The sequence below is a fragment of the Pseudomonas arabinosi genome (assembly GCF_047758675.1).
Taxonomy (GTDB): Bacteria; Pseudomonadota; Gammaproteobacteria; order Pseudomonadales; family Pseudomonadaceae; genus Aquipseudomonas; species Aquipseudomonas arabinosi.
Window position 1 is genome coordinate 1201794 of sequence record NZ_CP180480.1, and the last position, 19843, is coordinate 1221636.

At 58.8% G+C, this 19843-nt stretch carries 20 protein-coding genes; 10 read left to right on the forward strand and 10 right to left on the reverse strand.

Going from position 1 to position 19843, the window contains the following annotated elements; all coding sequences use genetic code 11:
- Positions 1-11: 11 nt before the first annotated feature.
- On the reverse strand, positions 12-1313 hold the full coding sequence (locus ACMXYJ_RS05495) for an MFS transporter (protein WP_415759038.1): 1302 nt from the start codon (positions 1311-1313) through the stop codon (positions 12-14).
- 421 nt (positions 1314-1734) lie between these two features.
- On the opposite strand from ACMXYJ_RS05495, the gene quiC reads away from it, so the two are divergent.
- The gene (quiC, locus tag ACMXYJ_RS05500) at positions 1735-3636 is read left to right on the forward strand and encodes a 3-dehydroshikimate dehydratase QuiC (RefSeq protein WP_415759039.1); all 1902 of its coding nucleotides are present in this window, start codon (positions 1735-1737) and stop codon (positions 3634-3636) included.
- Positions 3637-3738: 102 nt separating this feature from the next.
- The gene (locus ACMXYJ_RS05505) at positions 3739-4416 is read left to right on the forward strand and encodes a TetR/AcrR family transcriptional regulator (protein WP_415759040.1); all 678 of its coding nucleotides are present in this window, start codon (positions 3739-3741) and stop codon (positions 4414-4416) included.
- Positions 4417-4452: 36 nt separating this feature from the next.
- Here the strand turns inward: ACMXYJ_RS05505 and ACMXYJ_RS05510 are convergent, their stop codons facing one another.
- From ACMXYJ_RS05510 to ACMXYJ_RS05520, 3 genes are all read right to left on the reverse strand, one after another.
- The gene (locus tag ACMXYJ_RS05510) at positions 4453-5307 is read right to left on the reverse strand and encodes a shikimate dehydrogenase (protein WP_415759041.1); all 855 of its coding nucleotides are present in this window, start codon (positions 5305-5307) and stop codon (positions 4453-4455) included.
- Between the two features lie 5 nt (positions 5308-5312).
- Complete coding sequence (aroQ, locus tag ACMXYJ_RS05515) at positions 5313-5753, reverse strand: type II 3-dehydroquinate dehydratase (RefSeq protein WP_008084592.1); 441 nt, start codon at positions 5751-5753, stop codon at positions 5313-5315.
- Between the two features lie 141 nt (positions 5754-5894).
- The gene (locus tag ACMXYJ_RS05520) at positions 5895-6806 is read right to left on the reverse strand and encodes a LysR family transcriptional regulator (protein ID WP_415759042.1); all 912 of its coding nucleotides are present in this window, start codon (positions 6804-6806) and stop codon (positions 5895-5897) included.
- A 315-nt stretch (positions 6807-7121) separates the two neighbouring features.
- Between ACMXYJ_RS05520 and ACMXYJ_RS05525 the strand changes: the two genes are divergently transcribed.
- Positions 7122-7550: a DUF4160 domain-containing protein gene (locus ACMXYJ_RS05525; protein ID WP_415759043.1), complete on the forward strand. Its 429-nt coding sequence runs from the start codon at positions 7122-7124 to the stop codon at positions 7548-7550.
- A complete protein-coding gene (locus tag ACMXYJ_RS05530; RefSeq protein WP_149628137.1) occupies positions 7547-7993 on the forward strand; it encodes a DUF2442 domain-containing protein in 447 nt (148 codons plus the stop codon). Before ACMXYJ_RS05525 ends, ACMXYJ_RS05530 begins: the two co-directional genes overlap by 4 nt.
- A 54-nt stretch (positions 7994-8047) precedes the next feature.
- Here ACMXYJ_RS05530 and trmA read toward each other — a convergent pair whose 3' ends face one another.
- Complete coding sequence (trmA, locus tag ACMXYJ_RS05535; protein WP_415759044.1) at positions 8048-9127, reverse strand: tRNA (uridine(54)-C5)-methyltransferase TrmA; 1080 nt, start codon at positions 9125-9127, stop codon at positions 8048-8050.
- Positions 9124-10419, reverse strand: coding sequence for an NCS2 family permease (locus tag ACMXYJ_RS05540; protein WP_415759045.1), 1296 nt, complete (start codon positions 10417-10419; stop codon positions 9124-9126). The genes trmA and ACMXYJ_RS05540 overlap by 4 nt, the downstream gene beginning before the upstream one ends.
- 214 nt (positions 10420-10633) lie before the next feature.
- On the opposite strand from ACMXYJ_RS05540, the gene ACMXYJ_RS05545 reads away from it, so the two are divergent.
- Positions 10634-11089 (forward strand): DUF4879 domain-containing protein, encoded by a 456-nt coding sequence (locus ACMXYJ_RS05545; RefSeq protein WP_415759046.1) that lies wholly within the window; start codon positions 10634-10636, stop codon positions 11087-11089.
- 66 nt (positions 11090-11155) lie between these two features.
- On the forward strand, positions 11156-11707 hold the full coding sequence (locus tag ACMXYJ_RS05550) for a DJ-1 family glyoxalase III (RefSeq protein ID WP_415759047.1): 552 nt from the start codon (positions 11156-11158) through the stop codon (positions 11705-11707).
- Positions 11708-11729: 22 nt separating this feature from the next.
- On the opposite strand, the gene ACMXYJ_RS05555 is transcribed toward ACMXYJ_RS05550, so the two are convergent.
- On the reverse strand, positions 11730-12968 hold the full coding sequence (locus ACMXYJ_RS05555; RefSeq protein WP_415759048.1) for an MFS transporter: 1239 nt from the start codon (positions 12966-12968) through the stop codon (positions 11730-11732).
- Between the two features lie 361 nt (positions 12969-13329).
- On the opposite strand from ACMXYJ_RS05555, the gene ACMXYJ_RS05560 reads away from it, so the two are divergent.
- Genes ACMXYJ_RS05560 through ACMXYJ_RS05570 form a run of 3 tightly spaced genes read left to right on the forward strand, consistent with a single transcriptional unit; the run spans position 13330 to position 16008 of the window.
- Positions 13330-14769, forward strand: a complete 1440-nt coding sequence (locus ACMXYJ_RS05560; protein ID WP_415759049.1) for a cytochrome ubiquinol oxidase subunit I — start codon at positions 13330-13332, stop codon at positions 14767-14769.
- Positions 14770-14772: 3 nt separating this feature from the next.
- Complete coding sequence (cydB, locus tag ACMXYJ_RS05565) at positions 14773-15780, forward strand: cytochrome d ubiquinol oxidase subunit II (RefSeq protein ID WP_415759050.1); 1008 nt, start codon at positions 14773-14775, stop codon at positions 15778-15780.
- A gap of 57 nt (positions 15781-15837) precedes the next feature.
- On the forward strand, positions 15838-16008 hold the full coding sequence (locus ACMXYJ_RS05570; protein WP_082555883.1) for a DUF2474 domain-containing protein: 171 nt from the start codon (positions 15838-15840) through the stop codon (positions 16006-16008).
- Between the two features lie 82 nt (positions 16009-16090).
- Here ACMXYJ_RS05570 and ACMXYJ_RS05575 read toward each other — a convergent pair whose 3' ends face one another.
- Together ACMXYJ_RS05575 and ACMXYJ_RS05580 are read right to left on the reverse strand one after the other, a co-directional pair.
- Positions 16091-17215 (reverse strand): methyltransferase, encoded by a 1125-nt coding sequence (locus tag ACMXYJ_RS05575; protein WP_415759051.1) that lies wholly within the window; start codon positions 17213-17215, stop codon positions 16091-16093.
- 175 nt (positions 17216-17390) lie between these two features.
- Positions 17391-18122 carry a helix-turn-helix transcriptional regulator gene (locus ACMXYJ_RS05580; protein ID WP_415759052.1) on the reverse strand — a complete coding sequence of 244 codons (732 nt, stop codon included), beginning with the start codon at positions 18120-18122 and terminating at the stop codon, positions 17391-17393.
- A gap of 342 nt (positions 18123-18464) precedes the next feature.
- Here ACMXYJ_RS05580 and ACMXYJ_RS05585 point away from each other — a divergent pair, with 342 nt between their 5' ends.
- Complete coding sequence (locus ACMXYJ_RS05585; RefSeq protein ID WP_415759053.1) at positions 18465-19241, forward strand: ferredoxin--NADP reductase; 777 nt, start codon at positions 18465-18467, stop codon at positions 19239-19241.
- Positions 19242-19287: 46 nt separating this feature from the next.
- Here ACMXYJ_RS05585 and mscL read toward each other — a convergent pair whose 3' ends face one another.
- On the reverse strand, positions 19288-19701 hold the full coding sequence (gene mscL / locus ACMXYJ_RS05590) for a large-conductance mechanosensitive channel protein MscL (RefSeq protein WP_033054255.1): 414 nt from the start codon (positions 19699-19701) through the stop codon (positions 19288-19290).
- Between the last annotated feature and the right edge of the window lie 142 nt (positions 19702-19843).

Sequence of the window (19843 nt, forward strand, 5' to 3'; positions counted from 1 at the left end):
GGAGGGGGGGTTTACGGGGTGACGGTCGGAATCTTGCGCGGTGCCATGAAGTACATCCAGATCAGCGCGATGAAGTACATCGCCGGAATCATGGTGAACAGCACGGTGTAGTTGTTGTTGGTGATCGTCAGAATGTGGCCGACCAACTGGGTCATGAACATCCCGCCGATGGCCGCGCACATGCCACCGAAGCCGAACACCGTACTCATCATGTGTTTAGGTGTGTAGTCCATCACCAGGCTCCAGATGTTCGCGGTCCAGGCCTGGTGCGCACCGATGGCCAGGGAGATGGCGAACACGGCGACCCACAGGTTGCTTGAGCCGGCAGCCATGATCACGCCGATGATGCAGCAGGCGAACAGGAACATGGACATCAGTCGCGCCTTGATCGGGTTGACCCCGCGGCCGATCAGGAACGAGGACAGGATCCCGCCGCCGACGCTGCCGAAATCGGCAGTGAGGTAGATGATGATCAGCGGGATACCCATTTGGGTCACGTTGATTCCCAGGTTGTATTGCTGATTGAGGAACGGTGGCAGCCAGTAGAGGTAGAACCAGAACACCGGCGCGGTGATTGCGTAAGCCAGGGCGAAGGCCCAGGTGCCACGCATGCGCAGGATTTTCGAGAACGGTACGCGGGATTGTTCCGGTTCGACTTCCTTCTGGATGTAGTCCAGTTCCGATTGTTTAACGCTCGGGTGATCTTCCGGGTTGAAGTACTTCAAACCCCAGAACACCAGCCAGATCCCGCCCAGTGACGCCATGCACAGGAACGCGGCCTGCCAGCCCCAGACATGCAGGATCAGCGGCAACAACATGGGGGTGAACATCGCACCGACGTTGGTCCCGGCGTTGAAGATGCCGGTGGCCACGGCGCGTTCGCCGGCCGGGAACCACAACCGGGTGGTCTTCACGCACGCCGGGTAGTTGGCGGCTTCCGTCAGACCCAGAATGAACCGGCAGACCATGAAACCGACGGCCGAAGTGGCCAGGCCATGGGCGCCGGTCGCCAGGCTCCAGAGCAGCACGGCGAAGAAGAACACGCGCTTGACGCCGACCCGATCGATCAACCGGCCTTGCAGCACGAAACCGATGGCGTAGCCGACCTGGAACCAGAAGTTGATGTTGGCGTAGTCCATCGCCGTCCAGCTCATTTCCTTGGCGAGGATAGGCTGCATGACGCCCAGTGCGGCGCGGTCAATGTAGTTCAGGGTGGTTGCGAAGAACACCAGCGCCAGCATGCCCCAACGGGTTTTGCCGACCGCCATCGCGCCGCGGATCTTGTCGCCGATGCCGCCAGTGGCAGGAGTCATGGAGGAGCGCTCCACGGGAGAGCTTTGAGAAGGAGTCATGTAGGCCACCGATTATTTTTATGTGGTGTTCTGGGTCTTTGGTCACCGAGACCGATGTGTGTGACCGGGCTCAATGTGGAGTCGATGTTGCGCAGTGGACGAAAAATCGTCAATTCGCCAAGGGCCATTGTGTTCGATAATCGCACGCAAAACTAACCGGGTAGTACACTTTGAATTGCTGTGTCGATTCGACCGGCCAATAATTCGCTCACAGATAAACGCGATCCCTGTAGGAGCTGTCGAGTGAAACGAGGCTGCGATCTTTTGATCTTAAAAACCGACATCAAAAGATCGCAGCCTCGTTTCACTCGACAGCTCCTACGTAAAAGCGAAAGCGTGCGATGTCGATAACAAGACTGTCTCCAACACCGGGAGTCGAAATATGCAGCGTTCCATTGCCACCGTGTCCTTGAGCGGTACCCTGCCGGAAAAAATTGAAGCCATCGCCGCCGCCGGTTTCGACGGGGTGGAGATTTTCGAGAATGACCTTCTCTACTACGACGGCAGTCCGCGGGAAATTAAACAGATGTGCGCCGATCTCGGGATCGCGATCACGCTGTTTCAACCCTTCCGGGATTTCGAGGGCTGCCGCCGCGACCGTCTGCCGCGCAACCTGGAGCGGGCCGAGCGCAAGTTCGACCTGATGCAGGAACTGGGCACGGACCTGGTGCTGGTGTGCAGCAACGCCTCGGCCGACGCCATCGGCGATGAACAGATTTTAGTCGACGACTTGCGCCTGCTGGCCGAACACGCCGGTGCCCGTGGTTTGCGGATCGGCTACGAAGCGCTGGCCTGGGGCCGCCACGTGAACACTTATCAACAGGTGTGGAACATCGTCCGTCAGGCCGATCACCCAAGCCTCGGCGTATTGCTGGACAGCTTCCACACGCTGTCGCTCAAGGGGGACCCGAGCGCGATTGCCGAGATTCCCGGCGACAAGATTTTCTTCGTGCAAATGGCCGACGCGCCGATCCTGGCCATGGACGTGCTGGAGTGGAGCCGGCATTTCCGTTGTTTCCCGGGCCAGGGCGAATTCGATCTGCCGGGTTTCCTCGCACCGATCATCAAGAGCGGTTACACCGGGCCGTTGTCGCTGGAGATCTTCAACGATGGCTTCCGCGCCGCGCCGCCACGGGCCAATGCCGCCGACGGTTTGCGCTCGTTGCTGTACCTGGAAGAGAAAACCCGCGAGCGTCTGGCGCAGGAATCCACGCCACCGGCCACTGTCGACATTCTGTTCGAGACGCCCAAGGCCAGCGAGTACAACGGCATCGAGTTTCTTGAATTCGCCGTGGACGAAAGCCTTGGCGCCAAGCTGTCCCATTGGCTGGAGCGGCTGGGTTTCGTCAAGGCAGGGCAACATCGTTCCAAGAGCGTGAGCCTGCTGCGCCAGGGTGATATCAACCTGATCCTCAACTCCGAGCCTTACTCGTTTGCCCACAGTTTTTTCGAAGCTCACGGCCCCTCGCTGTGCGCCACCGCCGTGCGGGTCAAGGACAGCGCCAGTGCGCTGGCGCGGGCCGTGGCCTATAAAGGTCAGCCGTATCGCGGGCTGGTTGGCCCCAATGAACTGGAACTCGCCGCGGTGCGCGCGCCGGATGGCAGCCTGATTTATCTGGTGGACCAGGACGCCGATGTCTACGGTACCGACTTCAATCTGCAACCCACTGCCGTGGCCAGCGGCGGCCTCAAGCGCATCGACCACATGGCCATGGCGCTGCCGGCCGACAGCCTCGACAGTTGGGTGCTGTTCTATAAAAGCCTGCTGGATTTTGAGGCCGACGATGAAGTGGTGCTGCCTGACCCGTACGGTTTGGTAAAGAGTCGGGCGCTTCGCAGCCGGGACAGTTCGATCCGCTTGCCGCTGAACATTTCCGAGAACCGCAACACCGCGATCTCACACGCGCTGTCGAGTTATCGCGGCTCCGGTGTGCATCACATCGCCTTCGATTGCGACGACATCTTTGCCGAAGTCAGGCGGGCCAAGGAGGCGGGCGTACCGCTGCTGGATATCCCGCTCAATTACTACGATGACCTCGCCGCACGGTTCGATTTCGACGACGAGTTTCTCAGCGAACTGGCTTATTACAACGTGCTCTACGACCGAGATGCCCAGGGTGGCGAGCTGTTCCATGTGTATACCGAGCCGTTTGAAGGACGCTTCTTCTTCGAGATCATCCAGCGCAAGAACGGTTACGCAGGTTACGGCGCAGCCAATGTCGCGGTGCGACTGGCGGCCATGGCCAAATCCCGCAGTGGTGCCTTACGTCAGGCAAAGTTGTAGGAAAATCGTAAACACGGGTACAAACCGCTGCCGCGCGGCTTCCTTCACTGTGCGGCGCGGCCCATAATCGCCAACCTGTGCAGTGATGGCCGTGAGCCCGCAATGACGATAACTTCAGAACTCTCCGCAGCGCCCGACGAGCCGATTGTCGAGCCGCGCAAGAGTCGCAAGAACAACCCGGAAAAGACCCGCGAGAACATCCTTCAAGAGGCGATTGTCGAGTTCGTCCAGCAGGGACTTTCCGGCGCTCGCGTCGATGCGATCGCCGAGCGCATCCACACCTCAAAACGCATGATCTATTACTACTTCGGCAGTAAGGAACAGCTCTATGTCGAGGTGCTGGAGAAGCTCTACGGCGATATTCGCAGCACTGAAAACCGCTTGCACCTGACCGAGCTGGCTCCGGTCGAGGCTATTCGGCGGTTGGTGGAATTCACTTTCGACCACCATGATCACAACGTCGATTTTGTGCGTATCGTCAGCATCGAGAACATTCACAACGCTGAATACGTGAAGCGCTCCGATGCGATCAAGGCGATGAACAACACCATTCTCGATTCACTGGGCGAGATTTTGCGTCGCGGTGCTGAGGACGGTGTGTTCCGTGCGGGGCTCGTGCCGTTGGATGTGCATCTGCTGATCAGCTCGTTCTGCTTTTATCGCGTGTCGAACCGCCATACTTTCGGTGAGATCTTTCAGGTCGACTTGCCGGACGAAAGCATCAAGCAGCGTCATCGCGAGATGATTTGCGAGTCGGTTTTGCGCTATCTGCAGGCCTGATGTGGGGTGAGGGGATTGCCCCCTCGCCACATCCGTTCAGCCATTCATGCTCTGAAAATGTTCCAGCATTCGCTGCGCATCCGGCACCACGCCACTGAACAACTCAAACGCCTTCACCGCCTGAAACACGGCCATGTTGCCGCCATCCAGCGTGCGGCAACCCAACGCGCGGGCATTGCGCAGCAGTTCGGTTTCCAGCGGGAAGTAAACGATCTCCGCCACCCACAACTCACCGCGAAGCAATTCCACCGGCACTGGCATGCCCGGCAGTTTTTTCATGCCCATGGGGGTGGTGTTCACCAGGCCGTCAGCCTGGGCCAGGGTGCTCGGCAAGTCATGGCCCGCCACAGCCCGGCCGACGCCGAAATGTTGATTGAGATTGTCTGCCAGGCTCTGGGCACGGCTGATTTCCACGTCGAAAATGCTCAGCAGCTGTATGCCTTCACTCAATAGGGCATGGGCCACTGCCGCGCCAGCGCCACCGGCGCCCATTTGCACGACGCGCTCAAGGGCAACGCCCTTCAAGCCTCGACGAAAACCCTCGGCGAACCCCAGGCAATCGGTGTTGTGGCCGATGCGTTTGCCGTCCTTCAGCACAACCGTGTTTACCGCCCCAATGCCTCGGGCTTCCGGTGACAATTCGTCGAGCAGCGGGATGATCGTTTGCTTGCACGGAAAGGTGATGTTCAGGCCTGTGAAGTTCATCCGCTCGGCGGCTGTCAACAGATCGGACAGGGCGCCGCTGTCGAGTTTCAACTGATCCAGATCGATCAGGCGATAGAGGTAACGCAAACCCTGGGCATCGCCTTCATGCTCGTGCAGCGCCGGGGTGCGAGAAGCCTGGATGCCGGCGCCGATCAGTCCCGCCAATACCGCGTTGTTCTGAGCCACGGCCTTCACCCCTTCAAACGTTGACTGAAATGCTCCAGCGCCAGGCGATAGCCGTGGCTGCCGAAACCGGCCATCACCGCCGTGGCGATGGCCGAAACAAACGAGTGGTGGCGGAAGGGTTCGCGGGCATGAACGTTGGACAGGTGGACTTCGATCACCGGCAATTCGCTGGCGACCAGGGCATCGCGGATCGCGACCGAGGTGTGGGTCCAGGCGGCCGGGTTGATGACGATCCCGGCGCAACGGCCGCGCGCGGCGTGAATCCAGTCGAGCAGTTCGCCTTCATGATTGGTCTGGCGAAATTCCACTGCCAGGCCGAATTCTTCGGCGGCACGACCGCATAACGCTGAGATGTCGGCCAAGGTTTCGTGGCCGTAAGTCGCCGGCTCGCGGGTGCCGAGCAGGTTCAGATTCGGGCCGTTGAGCACCAGAACGATAGGGGGCATCGGAGTCTCTCCACTTATTATTTTTGGCATTGGCCGAGGGTTTCAGCCTGTGGAGATAAATTGTACTAGCTGGTTAATTTGGTCAATTGAAGAGGCGGTTCTCAGGGTTAATGTGTGCGGTGATCGGACGGTTTCCGCTTTTCAGCGGGGCAGATGCTCCACCAGAAAATCGATGAAGGCCCTTAAGCGCAGCGGCATATGGCGAGTTTGCGGGTAGAGCAGGGTGAACGGTCGCGAGCGTCCGCCATAAGGCTTGAGCACTTCCACCAGCGAACCATTGGCCAGTTCGTTTTCGACGATGAAACGATAGGTCTGGAACAGTCCCGCGCCATGTTTGGCCAAGGTCACGCCGCCCAGTACGTCGTCGGAACAACTGAGATTGCCCTCGGCCAGAATCTCCCGGTGCACGCCATTGTCGTTGAACAGCCAGGCAATCCGCCGACCGCTGCTGGGTAACTCATACTGGATGCACTCGTGCTGTTTGAGATCGTCCAGTGTTTGTGGAATACCCGCGTGCTTGAGGTAGTCGGGGCTGGCAATCATCACCAGCGCGGCATCTTCCAACTGTCGGGCGATCAGGCCGGAATCCGGAATCGCCCGCACGCGGATGGCCATGTCATAGCCTTCACCAACGAAATCGATGTTGCGATTGCTGATGTGCGACTCGACCTTCACCGCCGGAAAGCGGGCCCGAAATGCCGGCAACAGCGGCAGAATCCGGTGATGGGCATAGGTGGTGGGAATGCTGATGCGCAAGGTGCCGGAAGGCTGTTGCTGCTGACCCATGACCTCACGCTGGGCCTCGACCAGTTGCGCCAGCGCCGGGCGACATTCCTCGTAATACCGCCGACCACTGTCGGTCAGTTTGACGCTGCGGGTGGTGCGGGCGAACAACTGCACGCCCAGGCGTTCCTCCATGCGCGACACCGAGCGGCTCACGGCTGCGGGCGTCACACCCGCCACCAGCGCGGCGGCGGTAAAACTGCCGGCTTCGGCCGCCAGACAAAACAGTTCGATGCTGCCCAGCTGAAGATCGTCGAATTGACGCTGCATGATTGATTACGCCGAGGATCAAATGAAGTGTGTGACTCAGTGTTTATCAGATGCCTGCACACAGATACAGCGAGTTCGTGATGAGCAAACCAGTCGGGCTGATTTCCTGACAAGCCAAGACAGCCGTCCTCGGGACGGCTTTTTTGTAGGCGCGAGGAAAGGATTGCTTACCATTTTGCGGTGTTATCCACCGGCCCGAGCCGAGCCTTGGCGCTAGTCTCAAAAGTCGCAGTGATGATTCAACACAGCGCCGGTTATCGGATTTTCCAGGGAATGTCGGGTCTTCGGGCTCATTAACCTAACGGATGGGTTAGCATGAGATTATTCAGCTACAAAGGGTTTTCAATGGTGATCATGTTGCGCGATGAGCACTGCCCGCCGCATGCGCATGTGGATGCCGGCACCTGGAGTGCGCGCTTCAAATTCAGCTTCTGGCACAACAGTGTCGAGCTGTGGGACGTGGTTCCTCATTCTCGCAGGCCACCTGTGGCGGTGCTGGAAGGGTTGCGTCACGCGCTCGGACAACCCGCTCATTTGCGCCGCGCCCGGTGTGTCTGGTGGGACAAGCTGCACACGGTCTGCCTCGATCATCAGATATGGGACTGGCAAACCTGCGAAGTCGTGGTGGTGAAAAGGGTCGCCAGTACGACCTGCATGATTGGCTCGGCTTGCTATGAGCCCGATACGAACAAGACCCTGCTGGCGCTGATGGGCGTTCCGGAGGGCGTGGAGATCGAACTATGAAAACGATAACAGCAAAAATGTTGGTGGATCGGCCCGTCACCGAAGCCGTGCTGGATGAAGCCGTCCAGCGTGGCCAAGTGCGCCACAAAGGCGGCCTGCGGGCGACGTCGGTGACTTTTGTGGAACCGTGCCTGGCGGTCAATTTCATTGATGGCAGTGGCGTGCTGTTGCCCGTGCAGCACTATCCGGAGTTCGATGATTTCGACGTCGAGGATTTCGCAGACCTGAAAGTCGGCTTTTCCGGGACAGCCCTTTGCCACGAGGGCAAGGATCTGCAGGTCTCCATCGCCGGGATGGTTTCGGCCAGCAAGCCGCTGATGGACATGGCCGCGTCGGTCATCGCCTCGCGTAATGGTCGCCAAAGCAGCGCCGCCAAAGCAGAGGCTGCGCGGGCCAATGGCCGTAAGGGCGGGCGCCCGCGCAAGACAGATATCACCCTTTAAGCACGCACAAAAAAGCCGTCGTGATGACGGCTGATTTGTTTCTGCCAACGGCAATCAACGACGGGTCAACAACACCCCGGATTCCATGTGGTGGGTCCACGGGAACTGGTCGAACATTGCGCATCGGGTGATGCGATGGGTGTCGTGCAACTGGGCGATGTTGGCCGCCAGGGTTTCCGGGTTGCAGGAGATGTAGAGGATGTTGTCGAAGCGACGGGTCAGCTCGCAGGTGTCCGGGTCCATGCCGGCGCGAGGCGGATCGACGAAGACGCTACCGAACTCGTAGCTCTTCAGATCGATACCCTGCAGACGACGGAAAGGACGAACTTCGTTCAGGGCTTCGGTCAGCTCCTCGGCGGACAAGCGCACCAGGGTGACGTTATCCACAGCGTTTTCACTGAGGTTGCTCAACGCCGCGTTGACCGAGCTCTTGCTGATTTCGGTGGCCAGCGCTTTGCGTGCGCGAGTGGCGAGGGGCAGGGTGAAGTTGCCGTTGCCGCAATACAGTTCCAGCAAATCGTCGGTGCGATCGCCCAAGGCATCGTAAGCCCAATTCAGCATCTTCTGGTTCACGGTGCCGTTGGGCTGGGTGAACGCGCCTTCCGGTTGGCGGTAGCTGAAGGTGCGGCCGCCGACTTCGAATTGCTCGACCACATAATCATGGCCGATGACTTCGCGCTTGCCCTTGGAGCGACCGATGATGCTGACGTTCAGGTCCGCCGCCAGTTTCGACGCGGCGGTGTGCCAGTGCTCGTCCAGTGGGCGGTGATAGCACAGCGTGATCATCGCATCGCCGGCCAGGGTGGTCAGGAACTCCACCTGGAACAGCTTGTTGCTCAGGGCCGCACTGGCTTGCCACGCCGCTTTGAGCTTGGGCATCAGCTCATTGATGCGCAGGCTGGCGATCGGGAACTCTTCGATCAGGATCGGCGTGCGTTTGTCTTCCTGGGAAAACATCGCGTAGTGACGATCACCGGCTTCGCGCCACAGGCGAAACTCCGCGCGCAGGCGGAAGTTTTTCAGTGGCGAGTCGAACACCGCAGGTTCTGGCGCACCGAACGGGGCCAACAGATCACGCAGGCGCGTAACCTTTTCTTCGAGTTGAACGGCGTAAGCCTGGGAATCAAAAGTCATGCGTTGAACCAACCCAACTTGATCACGAACAGAATCGACAGAATCACCAGTGCCGAGTTCAGCTCACGGCCGCGGCCGGACAGCAACTTGATCGCGGTCCAGGAGATGAAACCGAAGGCGATGCCGTTGGCGATGGAATAAGTGAACGGCATGGCCAGAGCGGTGACCACGACCGGTGCGGCGACGGTGATGTCGTCCCAGTCTATTTCGGCCAGGCCGGATGTCATCAATACCGCGACGAACAGCAGTGCAGGCGCGGTAGCGAAGGCTGGAACACTGGCCGCCAATGGCGAGAAAAACAGCGCCAACAGGAACAGAATCGCCACGACAACGGCGGTCAGGCCGGTGCGGCCACCGGCACTCACGCCGGCTGCGGATTCGATGTAGCTGGTGGTGGTCGACGTGCCCAGCAGCGAACCGGCCATGGCCGCGGTACTGTCGGCGATCAGGGCACGGCCCATTTTCGGCATGTGGCCGTCCTTGCCCATCAGGCCCGCGCGCTTGGCGACGCCGATCAGGGTGCCGGAGTTGTCGAACAGGTCGACGAACAGGAAGGAGAAGATCACGGTGACCAGACCGACGTCCAGGGCACCTTTGATGTCCAGTTGCAGGAAGGTCGGGGCCAACGACGGCGGCATCGACATCACGCCGCCGAACGGAGTAAAGCCCATCACGATCGAAGCGATGGTCACCGCCAGAATGCCGATCAGTACCGCGCCGCGCACTTTCAACGCTTCAAGCGCCACGATCAGGGCAAAGCCGAGGGTCGCGAGGATCGGGGCCGGTTGTTTCAAATCGCCGAGGCCGACCATGGTGGCCGGGTTGCTCACCACGATGCCCGCGTTATGCAGGGCGATCAGGGCCAGGAACAGGCCGATACCGGCGGCAATCGCCGAACGCAGCGGCAACGGGATGCTGTTGATGATCCATTCGCGGATGCGGAAGATCGACAGCAAGAAGAACAGCACCGCCGAGATGAATACCGCACCCAGCGCCACTTGCCAGGTGTGGCCCATGTGCAGGACAACGGTGTAGGTAAAGAAGGCGTTCAGGCCCATGCCCGGCGCGAGAGCGATCGGGTAGTTGGCGATCAGTCCCATCACCGTGGAGCCGATGGCGGCTGCCAGGCACGTGGCGACGAACACCGCGCCCTTGTCCATGCCGGTCTCGCCGAGGATGCTCGGGTTGACGAACAGAATGTAGGCCATGGCCAAAAAGGTCGTGAAGCCCGCCAGAATCTCGGTCCGCACGTTGGTGTTATGTGCCTTGAGTTGAAACAGCCTTTCCAGCATGTCTGCTCCCCGTGGCGCGCCAGGCGCCGTGAATGTATCGACCTCAACAGCAAAGCACAGACCGCTGCAGGCGCCTGGTAATTTTCTGTGGGTCGGAAAAAGCCGCGCATCATACCAGCAGCGTGGGGCTATGGCTGCTTATGGCTGCGATCGTCGTCGATGTTTTGCGGTAAAGCCAAGTGCGCCATACTGCGCGCTGGTTTTGGGGGTACTTATGTATTGCATGAATAAACGTCTGATTGCCGTATTCGCAACGGCGATCGCCATGTTCCTGGGGGCACACACCGCCTCGGCCGCATCGGCGGCACCGCTGAGTCAGGTGAAAGTACTCAAGGTCGAGTCGCCGGGCTGTGGTTTTGAAGATATTGCCGAGGGGCAGGCGCAGACCCGCTGCAATCACAGCGGACCGAACATAAAGATCTACGTGCTGGAAGTCGGTTACGGTCGTAGCGCGCATGTCGGGCTGGACGGTTTTGAGGTGAACGGCACCCGGACCCCGGTCTGTGCTTTTGATAACGGCAACCTGACTGAGTGCACCGTCGGGAAAAAAACCGTCGGCTATCTGTATGTCTTCGATCTGGCGGGTAAACAGGAAGGCACGTTCACCTTCAGCAACACGTCGATCAACGCCCCAGGCAATACGCTGTCGACGCAGCTTTACATCAAGTAACGGCGGGCTCGAACAAGGGGCAGGAAAGCTGACTACGCTTTAAAGATCTTCCAGTGGACTGCGCCCATGACCTTTAGAGCTCTGATTACCCTCGCCGAGGGCATCGATGACCTGCAAGCAGTGACCCTGATCGATGTGCTGCGCCGTGCCAAGGTTGAAGTGGTGGTGGCCAGCATCGAGGGACGGCGCATGCTCACCTGCGCGCGCGGCACCCGAGTGACGTCCGATGCGATGTTGGTGGACGTGCTGGCACAGCCGTTCGACCTGATTGTCCTGCCCGGCGGCGCTGTGGGGGCACAACATCTGGCGGCGCATCAACCCCTGCAACAATTAATCAAGGATCAAGTGGCGGCCGGGCGCCTGTTCGCCGGCATCGCCGAGGCCCCGGCGCTGGCGCTGCAAGCCTTTGGCGTACTGCGTCAGCGGCGCATGACCTGCCTGCCTTCGGCCAGCCATCAACTGTCGGGGTGCAACTTCGTCGATCAACCAGTGGTGGTCGATGGCAACTGCATCACTGCCCAAGGTTCAGGGGCGGCGTTGCAATTCGCCCTGACGCTGGTGGAACAACTCTGCGGCAAAGCCACGCGAACGACGGTGGCGGGGGAGTTGGTGGTCTAGAGAGTGCCCCGGGCAAACTGCTTCAAGCCTTCACTTCTTCCGCCGCCACATGCATGCGGTCGCGGTTAGCCAGTGTCGGGAACAGTTTGATCCACGCCCCGGTCACCACCAATGTGCCAATACCGCCCATGACCACCGCTGGCACGGTGCCGAACCAGTGGGCAGTCAAGCCTGATTCAAACTCGCCCAACTGGTTCGAAGCGCCGATGAACAGACCGTTCACGGCACTGACCCGGCCGCGCATTTCGTCCGGGGTTTCCAGTTGCACGAAGGAGGCGCGGATCACCATGCTGATCATGTCCGCCGCGCCCAACACCACCAACACCGCCAGGGAAAACCAGAACGAGGTCGACAGGCCGAACGCAATGGTCGCGACACCGAATACACCCACTGCGGTGAACATGACTCGTCCGACTTTGCGTTCCACGGCAAATCTCGCCAGGTACAGCGACATCAGCAACGCACCGACTGCCGGCGCCGAACGCAAAAGGCCCAGCCCCCAAGGGCCGGTCAGCAGAATGTCCTTGGCGAACACCGGCAGCAACGCCGTCGCACCCCCGAGCAATACCGCAAACAGATCCAGAGAAATCGCCCCGAGAATGTCCGGACGACTACGAATGAAACGGATGCCCGCCAGCAGCGAATCCAGGGTTGCCTTGCCCTTGTTCAGCGGTGTCTGCCGTGCAGGCAGGTTGAGCATCAGCATGCACGCGATGATGTAGAGGATCACCGTCGGACCGTAGACCCAGACGCTGCCGAAGGCGTAAAGCAACCCACCGAGGGCCGGGGCAACGATAGTCGCCGATTGCTGTGCGGATTGGGCGGCGGCAACGGCGCGGGGAAACAGCGCGCTGGGCACGATGCTCGGCAACAGGGCCTGGGTGGTCGGCATCTCGAAGGAGCGCGCGGCACCGAGCAGGAATGCGAGGATGAAGATCATTTCCCGGGTGACATTGTCGGTCGCGCTGCCGATGGCCAGCGACAGGGCGATCAATGCTTGCAGGGACTGACAGATAGCCGCGACCTTGCGCCGGTCATAGCGGTCCGCAACATGCCCGGTGTGCAGCATGAACAGCACTCGCGGGGCGAATTCCACCAGGCCGACCAGGCCCAGGTCGAGCACATTGCCGGTCAATTGGTAGAGGTTCCAGCCAATGGCCACCGTGAGCATCTGGAAACCGCTGGCGGTAAACACCCGAGCCAGCCAAAACGCAATAAATGGGCGGTGATGACGTAACAGCAAGGGCGCTTGGCTGGGCATCTGAGGGCCGGTCTTGAGCGAGGGGAGGGTCGAGATTATCACCAAACTGTAACCAAAAGTTGCAGGGCTGGGGAATTTCGTTAGCTAGACACCGATATGCCTGGCTGTCATCAGTGAGGCAACCTGTCACGCGTCAAAAGACCACACCGTCCATCGTCAAAAATGGGACTACTCTTTTAACGTTGCTTGATCCAGATCAAGACCGCTCGTGGAATTGATCCGGTGGCCAGATGGCCAGACTCCCTACGTTGTGATGTTTGTAAAAAAAGAACGAATTCAAATTCGCCACACTCCATATCCGTGGGGGCAGTGGGTGTAGGCCAAAAGCCTTCAGCCGGTATTACCTGACAGAGGAAGACTTATGTTCGGTTTGGAGGCACTTGATCTCGCCCGGATGCAGTTCGCGTTCACCATTTCGTTTCACATTCTATTTCCCGCCATCACCATTGGCCTGGCGAGTTACCTGGCGGTGCTCGAAGGCCTGTGGCTGAAAACCCATAACGACACATACCGCGATCTGTACCACTTCTGGTCGAAGATCTTTGCCGTCAACTTCGGCATGGGCGTGGTCTCCGGGCTGGTCATGGCCTATCAGTTCGGCACCAACTGGAGCCGTTTCTCGGACTTTGCCGGCTCGGTGACCGGTCCGCTGCTGACGTACGAAGTACTCACCGCTTTCTTCCTCGAAGCCGGTTTCCTCGGTGTCATGCTGTTCGGCTGGAACAAGGTCGGGCGCAATCTGCACTTCTTCGCCACGGTCATGGTCGCCATCGGCACCTTGATCTCGACCTTCTGGATTCTCGCTTCCAACAGCTGGATGCAGACGCCGCAAGGCTATGAAATCGTCAATGGCCAGGTCATTCCGGTGGACTGGCTGGCGGTAATCTTCAACCCGTCGTTCCCGTACCGTCTGTTACACATGTCGACGGCGGCGTTTGTCGCGACTGCTTTCTTCGTCGGTTCCTCGGCGGCCTGGCATTTGCTGCGTGGCAAGGACAACCCGGCGATCCGCACCATGCTCTCGATGGCCATGTGGATGGCCTTGATCGTGGCGCCGATTCAAGCCGTCATCGGTGACTTCCACGGCCTCAATACGCTCAAGCATCAGCCGGCGAAAATCGCCGCGATCGAAGGTCACTGGGAGAATCATGGCGATGAACCGACCCCGCTGATCCTGTTCGGCTGGCCGGACATGAAAGAAGAGCGGACCAAATTCGCGGTAGAGATCCCGTATTTGGGCAGCCTGATCCTCACGCACTCGCTGGACAAACAGGTCCCGGCACTCAAGGAATTCCCGCCTGAAGACCGACCGAATTCGACCATCGTGTTCTGGTCGTTCCGGATCATGGTCGGGCTCGGCTTCCTGATGATCTTCACCGGTTTGTGGAGTCTGTGGCTGCGTAAACGCGACAAGCTCTATACCTCGCGTCCGTTCCTGTACCTGGCTTTGTGGATGGGGCCGTCCGGCCTGATCGCGATTCTTGCCGGTTGGTTCACCACTGAAATCGGCCGTCAGCCGTGGGTGATCTACGGGCTGATGCGCACGGCGGATGCGTCCTCCAATCACAGCTTCATGCAGATGAGCATCACGTTGATCATGTTCGTCGTGGTCTATTTCGCGCTGTTTGGTGCCGGTCTTGGCTACATGATGCGCCTGGTGCGCAAAGGGCCGAAGATCGACGAAGGCAAGGAAACCAATGAGGGTGGTCCTGGCCAGAAACGCACGCCGTCCCGTCCGCTGTCCGCCGCCGATGACAACGGTGACGGCGACCACAGCCCCAGCCTGACCAAGGAGATTTGACTCATGGGTATTGATCTTCCGCTGATCTGGGCCGTGATCATCATCTTCGGCATCATGATGTACGTGGTCATGGACGGTTTCGATTTGGGGATCGGGATTCTCTTCCCGTTCATTCCGGGCAAGACCGATCGTGACGTCATGATGAACACCGTCGCGCCGGTCTGGGACGGCAATGAAACCTGGCTGGTGCTAGGGGGCGCGGCATTGTTTGGCGCCTTCCCACTGGCGTATTCGGTGGTGCTTTCGGCGTTGTACCTGCCGCTGATTTTTATGCTGATCGGGCTGATCTTCCGCGGTGTGGCCTTCGAGTTCCGCTTCAAGGCCAAGGACGACAAGCGCCATCTCTGGGACAAGGCGTTCATCGGGGGCTCGCTCGCCGCGACCTTTTTCCAGGGCGTTGCGTTGGGTGCGTTCATTGATGGATTGCCGGTGGTCAATCGCCAATTTGCCGGTGGCTCACTGGACTGGTTGACGCCGTTCACGCTGTTCTGCGGTGTGGCGCTGGTGGTGGCTTATGCGCTGCTCGGTTGCACGTGGCTGATCATGAAGACCGAAGGCAAGTTGCAAGAACAGATGCATGACCTGGCTCGGCCACTGGCTTTCGTGGTGTTGGCGGTGATCGGTATTGTCAGCATCTGGACCCCGCTGGCCCACGCCGAGATTGCGGCTCGCTGGTTCACCCTGCCGAACCTGTTCTGGTTCCTGCCGGTGCCGATTCTGGTGCTGGTGACCATGTACGGTCTGATCCGAGCGGTGGCTCGCAATGCGCACTATACGCCATTCCTGCTGACCCTGGTGCTGATCTTCCTCGGCTACAGCGGTTTGGGCATCAGCCTGTGGCCGAACATCGTGCCGCCGTCGATCTCGATCTGGGACGCCGCCGCACCGCCGCAAAGTCAGGGCTTCATGCTGGTGGGCACGCTGTTCATCATCCCGTTCATCCTGGGTTACACCTTCTGGAGCTACTACGTGTTCCGCGGCAAGGTCACCCACGAAGATGGCTATCACTAGAGCACGCGACAGTGGCGCAGGGCTGAGACCTGCGTCATTTCGTCAGAGGAGATTGCGATGAAGGCGGGTAAACATTCCTTACAGGAAATCGAAGCAGCAGAGAAAAAGCCGCTCTGGCAGCGACTCGGCTGGCTGGCGATGATCTGGACCGGCAGCGTTGTGGCGCTGTTTATCGTGGCCAGCCTGATGCGGATGTTCATGAATGCCGCGGGCCTGACGACCCACTGATTTTTTGTGTCAGATCCCATCCCGTTGCCTTGCGGCACGGATTTACAACCCTCCTTCGCTGGAGGGTTTTTTTTGCCTGGGATTATTTTCGGGCTTTAAGGATCACGAACTTGGGTGTGGCCGCCACTTGCTCGACGCCGCGGAACAACCGCGCGAGCTTGCTGTGATACCCCAGATGACGATTGCCGACGATGTACAACGCGCCGCCAACCACCAGAGCCTCTCGGGCCTGCTGGAACATGCGCCAGGCCAGGAAGTCGCCGACGACTTGTTGTTGGTGAAACGGTGGGTTGCACAGTACGACGTCCAGAGACTGAGGTTCCTGACCTGCCAAACCATCACCAGCCCGTACAACCACTTCCCGGTCACCCAGCGCCGCGCGCCAGTTTTCGGCTGCCGATTGCACGGCCATGTACGACTCGTCCACAAGCGTGTAGTGGGCCTCGGGGTTTTGCAGGGCGCTGGCGATGGCCAAAACCCCGTTGCCACAACCGAGGTCGGCAACCCGCGCTGAGCCGAGGTTTTTTGGCAGGTGCGGCAAAAACGCTCGCGTGCCGATGTCCAGCCCTTCGCGGCAGAACACATTGGCGTGATTCAGCAGTTCGATCTCAGGGGCGTCGAGTCGATAACGGGTCGGGTAGGGGGACACAACGGGTGCTTTGACCTCAGCGGTCGCGATCAATAGCCGAGCCTTTTTCACCGCCAACGAGGCTTGCACCGGGCCGATGTAGCGTTCCAGCAGATCGCCTGCGGCTCGGGGCAAATGCTTGATCATCGCTGCAGCAATCACCTGAGCCCCCGGCGCCAGTTGGCCCTGCAAGCGAATCAATTGCTCTTCCAGCAAGGCGAGGGTTTTCGGTACCCGAATCAGTACCCGGTCAAAGGGGCCTGAAAAGGCCTCACTGGCAGGTACGCTTGGCACCGCATCAAACGCCTGGCCATTACGGATCAGATTTTTTTCCAGTCCCTGAAAGGCCAGGAACGAGTCGCCGCTGCTGGTCACTTGAACCTTGCCCACCAGGCTGGCGGCCACTGCGCCGAAGCTGTCGTTGAGCACCAATACCCGAGTGTCGGCCGAGGGTTGTTGGTCAGCCAGATGGGTGAGCAGGTATTCGTCTGCGGCATCAAACGCCTGCAGCGGTTCGTTCTGCTGTTCGGGCTGGCGGATCAGGTCGAGTCGGGCGAAGGGTGTTTCGAGCAAGGGCATGAGGCGGGGCTCTGGGTAATCAACGGGGTCATCAACAGGTGTCCCGCGGCCCAAGGGCGTTGAAGCGGGCGAGACCGTCCGAGTGTACTGCGTCGTGAAGGTTCACACGTCATCACTCAAGAAGGACCGCAAATGGTACGTTTTTTTCTTTTGGATTACTTGCAGGTTTTCTGGATCAACGCATCGCGCTGCTATTTAGAAAACCATCCTTGGCGGCGGCGATGACTGCGGAAATCTTGTTATTGACTCCCAGTTTCAGAATCGCGCTTTGCACATGAAAATTGACCGTACGTGCGCTGAGATTAAGGATTCTGGCACTCTCATACGCAGTCTTGCCATCAGCCGCCAGTTTCAACACATCGATCTCGCGGGGGGACAAATGCGGCACGGGTGGCTTCGTCGATTTCCTGGGCAGTGTCTGTACGATCAACGCATGCAGATGGCGCCCGATGAACACTGAAAAACCGAGGTTTTCATACAGCTCAAAGGCAGTGATCGGGCAATGGCTTCTGGCCAGGCTCAGAATGCTGCAAACACCACTGTCCTCGTCATGGACCGATTGCGACCAGCCGTGCTGCAGTCCTTGTTTCTCAAGCGAGTCCCATAACCACGGGGTCTTGGAAAAAAGTTCTTCGCTCCAAAGGACAGGCAACCTGGAATGATTGCAGTGAGCCACTACCGGGTCTATTGCGTTGAAATTTTTTTGTTCATATTCAATGTTCCAGTCCGTAGGGTAGTTGTTGAGCTGGACTGTATTAAAGTGGTCAGTTTTTGTTGGGTATGTTGTTGAAAAGGCGAAAAATTTAAAGCCTATATTTTTCGCGAAACCCAGTGAAATCCGGTAGGCGACATCAATCTCCGTTGTTCGCGATAATTGGTTGAGTTGTGATTCCTTCCACCTCTCCATTGTGTCTCTCCAGGTGTGGCATTACTTGGGGTGTCTTTTTGGATCCAAGATCCTGCAAGAGCCGAGTGTAGGAGGTTTCCTATATTCGTGTGAGACTTTTTGGCTTTATTTGCGATTTTTAAATAAGTATCTGGTTCTAACGTTGGCGAGAGCTGGTGTAGATAACGAAATGTCGGGCTTATTACAATCAGGTTTGGATTTGTGTGTTAACCGGGTGGTTAATGTTAAGTCGTATGATGAAGTTAATATGAATGAAGCTCTGGCTAAAGCCACTACAAATCACCGGTGTTTAAGCCACCCGCTTTGCGGGACACTAGGGTTATCTGTTGAATGGAGCACCCCATGACCGCCAGTGCAGAAAAATTCACTCGTCAGACCTTGCTCGACGTCCAGTCGCTGACCCCCAGTCTGTTTACCCTGCGGACCACCCGGGATCCGGGTTTTCGTTTTCGTGCGGGGCAATTCGCCCGGCTGGGCGTAACCAAGGCTGACGGCAGCACCGTATGGCGCGCCTATTCCATGGTGTCGTCGCCCTATGACGAGTTCCTCGAATTCTTTTCCATTGTGGTGCCAGGGGGGGAGTTCACCAGTGAGCTGAGTCGGCTGGGAGTCGGCGATACGCTGCTGGTCGAGCGCCAGGCCTTTGGTTACCTGACGCTGGATCGCTTTGTCGACGGCCGTGATCTCTGGTTGTTATCCACAGGCACCGGCCTGGCGCCGTTTCTGTCGATCCTGCAGGACTTCGAGGTCTGGGAGAAGTTCGAACGAATCATCTTGGTCTACAGTGTGCGCGAAGCCCGGGAACTGGCTTATCAGGATCTCGTCAGCGGGTTGGCCCAGCGCGACTATTTAGCGGAGTTTGCGCACAAGCTGCAGTTCATCACCACGGTCACGCGCGAGCAGCATCATGGCGCTCTGAGCGGGCGGATCACTGCGCTGATCGAAAATGGCGAGCTCGAGCGGGCGGCAGGCCTGACGCTGACGGCCGAGCACTCGAGGGTCATGCTCTGCGGCAATCCGCAGATGATCGATGACACGCGCAAATTGCTCAAACAGCGCCACATGCACTTGAGCCTCAGTCGCCGACCGGGGCAAGTGGCGGTGGAAAACTACTGGTAAAAAAAACGGCGCCTCAAGGGCGCCGTTTCTTGTTTGACTAACGTGTTCAGGGCCGATTGTTCTGAGCCTTGAGCAAATCGCGGATCTCTTCCAGCAGCTCTTCTTCCTTGGTCGGAACCGGCGGCAGCGTTGGCGCAACGGCTTCTTCGCGTTTCAGACGGTTGATGGCTTTGACGCCCATGAAGATCGCGAAGGCGACGATGATGAAGTCAATCAGGCTCTGGATGAATTTGCCGTACGCCAGCACTACCGCCGGGATATCGCCGTTGGCTGCTTTGAGCGTGACGGCCAGGTCACTGAAGTCCACCCCCCCGATCAGCAGGCCAATGGGTGGCATCACCACGTCGCCGACAAACGATGAAACGATCTTGCCGAAGGCGGCACCGATGATGATACCGACGGCCATGTCGACCACGTTACCTTTGACCGCGAAGGCCTTGAACTCACTTATCACGCCCATAGGTTATTTCCTTGTTACAGATGAGGTTGGTGAGAACAGTGTAAATCAGCATGATGCTTCCTGCTCGAAACAACTGCTTACAGAGCTTGCCGGCTACATTGCCATCACTCTGCTCGGGTAGCCGGGACTAAGGGGCTCCAGC

Bases quoted from the DNA above. Each gene is read 5' to 3' on its own strand.
- ACMXYJ_RS05530 (WP_149628137.1), top strand. From the start codon at position 7,547: ATGAAAACGATAACAGCAAAAATGTTGGTGGATCGGCCCGTCACCGAA.
- ACMXYJ_RS05570 (WP_082555883.1), top strand. From the start codon at position 15,838: ATGAAGGCGGGTAAACATTCCTTACAGGAAATCGAAGCAGCAGAGAAA.
- mscL (WP_033054255.1), bottom strand. From the start codon at position 19,701: ATGGGCGTGATAAGTGAGTTCAAGGCCTTCGCGGTCAAAGGTAACGTG.
- ACMXYJ_RS05540 (WP_415759045.1), bottom strand. From the start codon at position 10,419: ATGCTGGAAAGGCTGTTTCAACTCAAGGCACATAACACCAACGTGCGG.
- quiC (WP_415759039.1), top strand. From the start codon at position 1,735: ATGCAGCGTTCCATTGCCACCGTGTCCTTGAGCGGTACCCTGCCGGAA.
- ACMXYJ_RS05555 (WP_415759048.1), bottom strand. From the start codon at position 12,968: ATGCCCAGCCAAGCGCCCTTGCTGTTACGTCATCACCGCCCATTTATT.
- aroQ (WP_008084592.1), bottom strand. From the start codon at position 5,753: ATGCCCCCTATCGTTCTGGTGCTCAACGGCCCGAATCTGAACCTGCTC.
- cydB (WP_415759050.1), top strand. From the start codon at position 14,773: ATGGGTATTGATCTTCCGCTGATCTGGGCCGTGATCATCATCTTCGGC.
- ACMXYJ_RS05495 (WP_415759038.1), bottom strand. From the start codon at position 1,313: ATGACTCCTGCCACTGGCGGCATCGGCGACAAGATCCGCGGCGCGATG.
- ACMXYJ_RS05505 (WP_415759040.1), top strand. From the start codon at position 3,739: ATGACGATAACTTCAGAACTCTCCGCAGCGCCCGACGAGCCGATTGTC.
- ACMXYJ_RS05550 (WP_415759047.1), top strand. From the start codon at position 11,156: ATGACCTTTAGAGCTCTGATTACCCTCGCCGAGGGCATCGATGACCTG.
- ACMXYJ_RS05545 (WP_415759046.1), top strand. From the start codon at position 10,634: ATGTATTGCATGAATAAACGTCTGATTGCCGTATTCGCAACGGCGATC.
- trmA (WP_415759044.1), bottom strand. From the start codon at position 9,127: ATGACTTTTGATTCCCAGGCTTACGCCGTTCAACTCGAAGAAAAGGTT.
- ACMXYJ_RS05525 (WP_415759043.1), top strand. From the start codon at position 7,122: ATGAGATTATTCAGCTACAAAGGGTTTTCAATGGTGATCATGTTGCGC.
- ACMXYJ_RS05520 (WP_415759042.1), bottom strand. From the start codon at position 6,806: ATGCAGCGTCAATTCGACGATCTTCAGCTGGGCAGCATCGAACTGTTT.
- ACMXYJ_RS05560 (WP_415759049.1), top strand. From the start codon at position 13,330: ATGTTCGGTTTGGAGGCACTTGATCTCGCCCGGATGCAGTTCGCGTTC.
- ACMXYJ_RS05580 (WP_415759052.1), bottom strand. From the start codon at position 18,122: ATGGAGAGGTGGAAGGAATCACAACTCAACCAATTATCGCGAACAACG.
- ACMXYJ_RS05575 (WP_415759051.1), bottom strand. From the start codon at position 17,215: ATGCCCTTGCTCGAAACACCCTTCGCCCGACTCGACCTGATCCGCCAG.
- ACMXYJ_RS05585 (WP_415759053.1), top strand. From the start codon at position 18,465: ATGACCGCCAGTGCAGAAAAATTCACTCGTCAGACCTTGCTCGACGTC.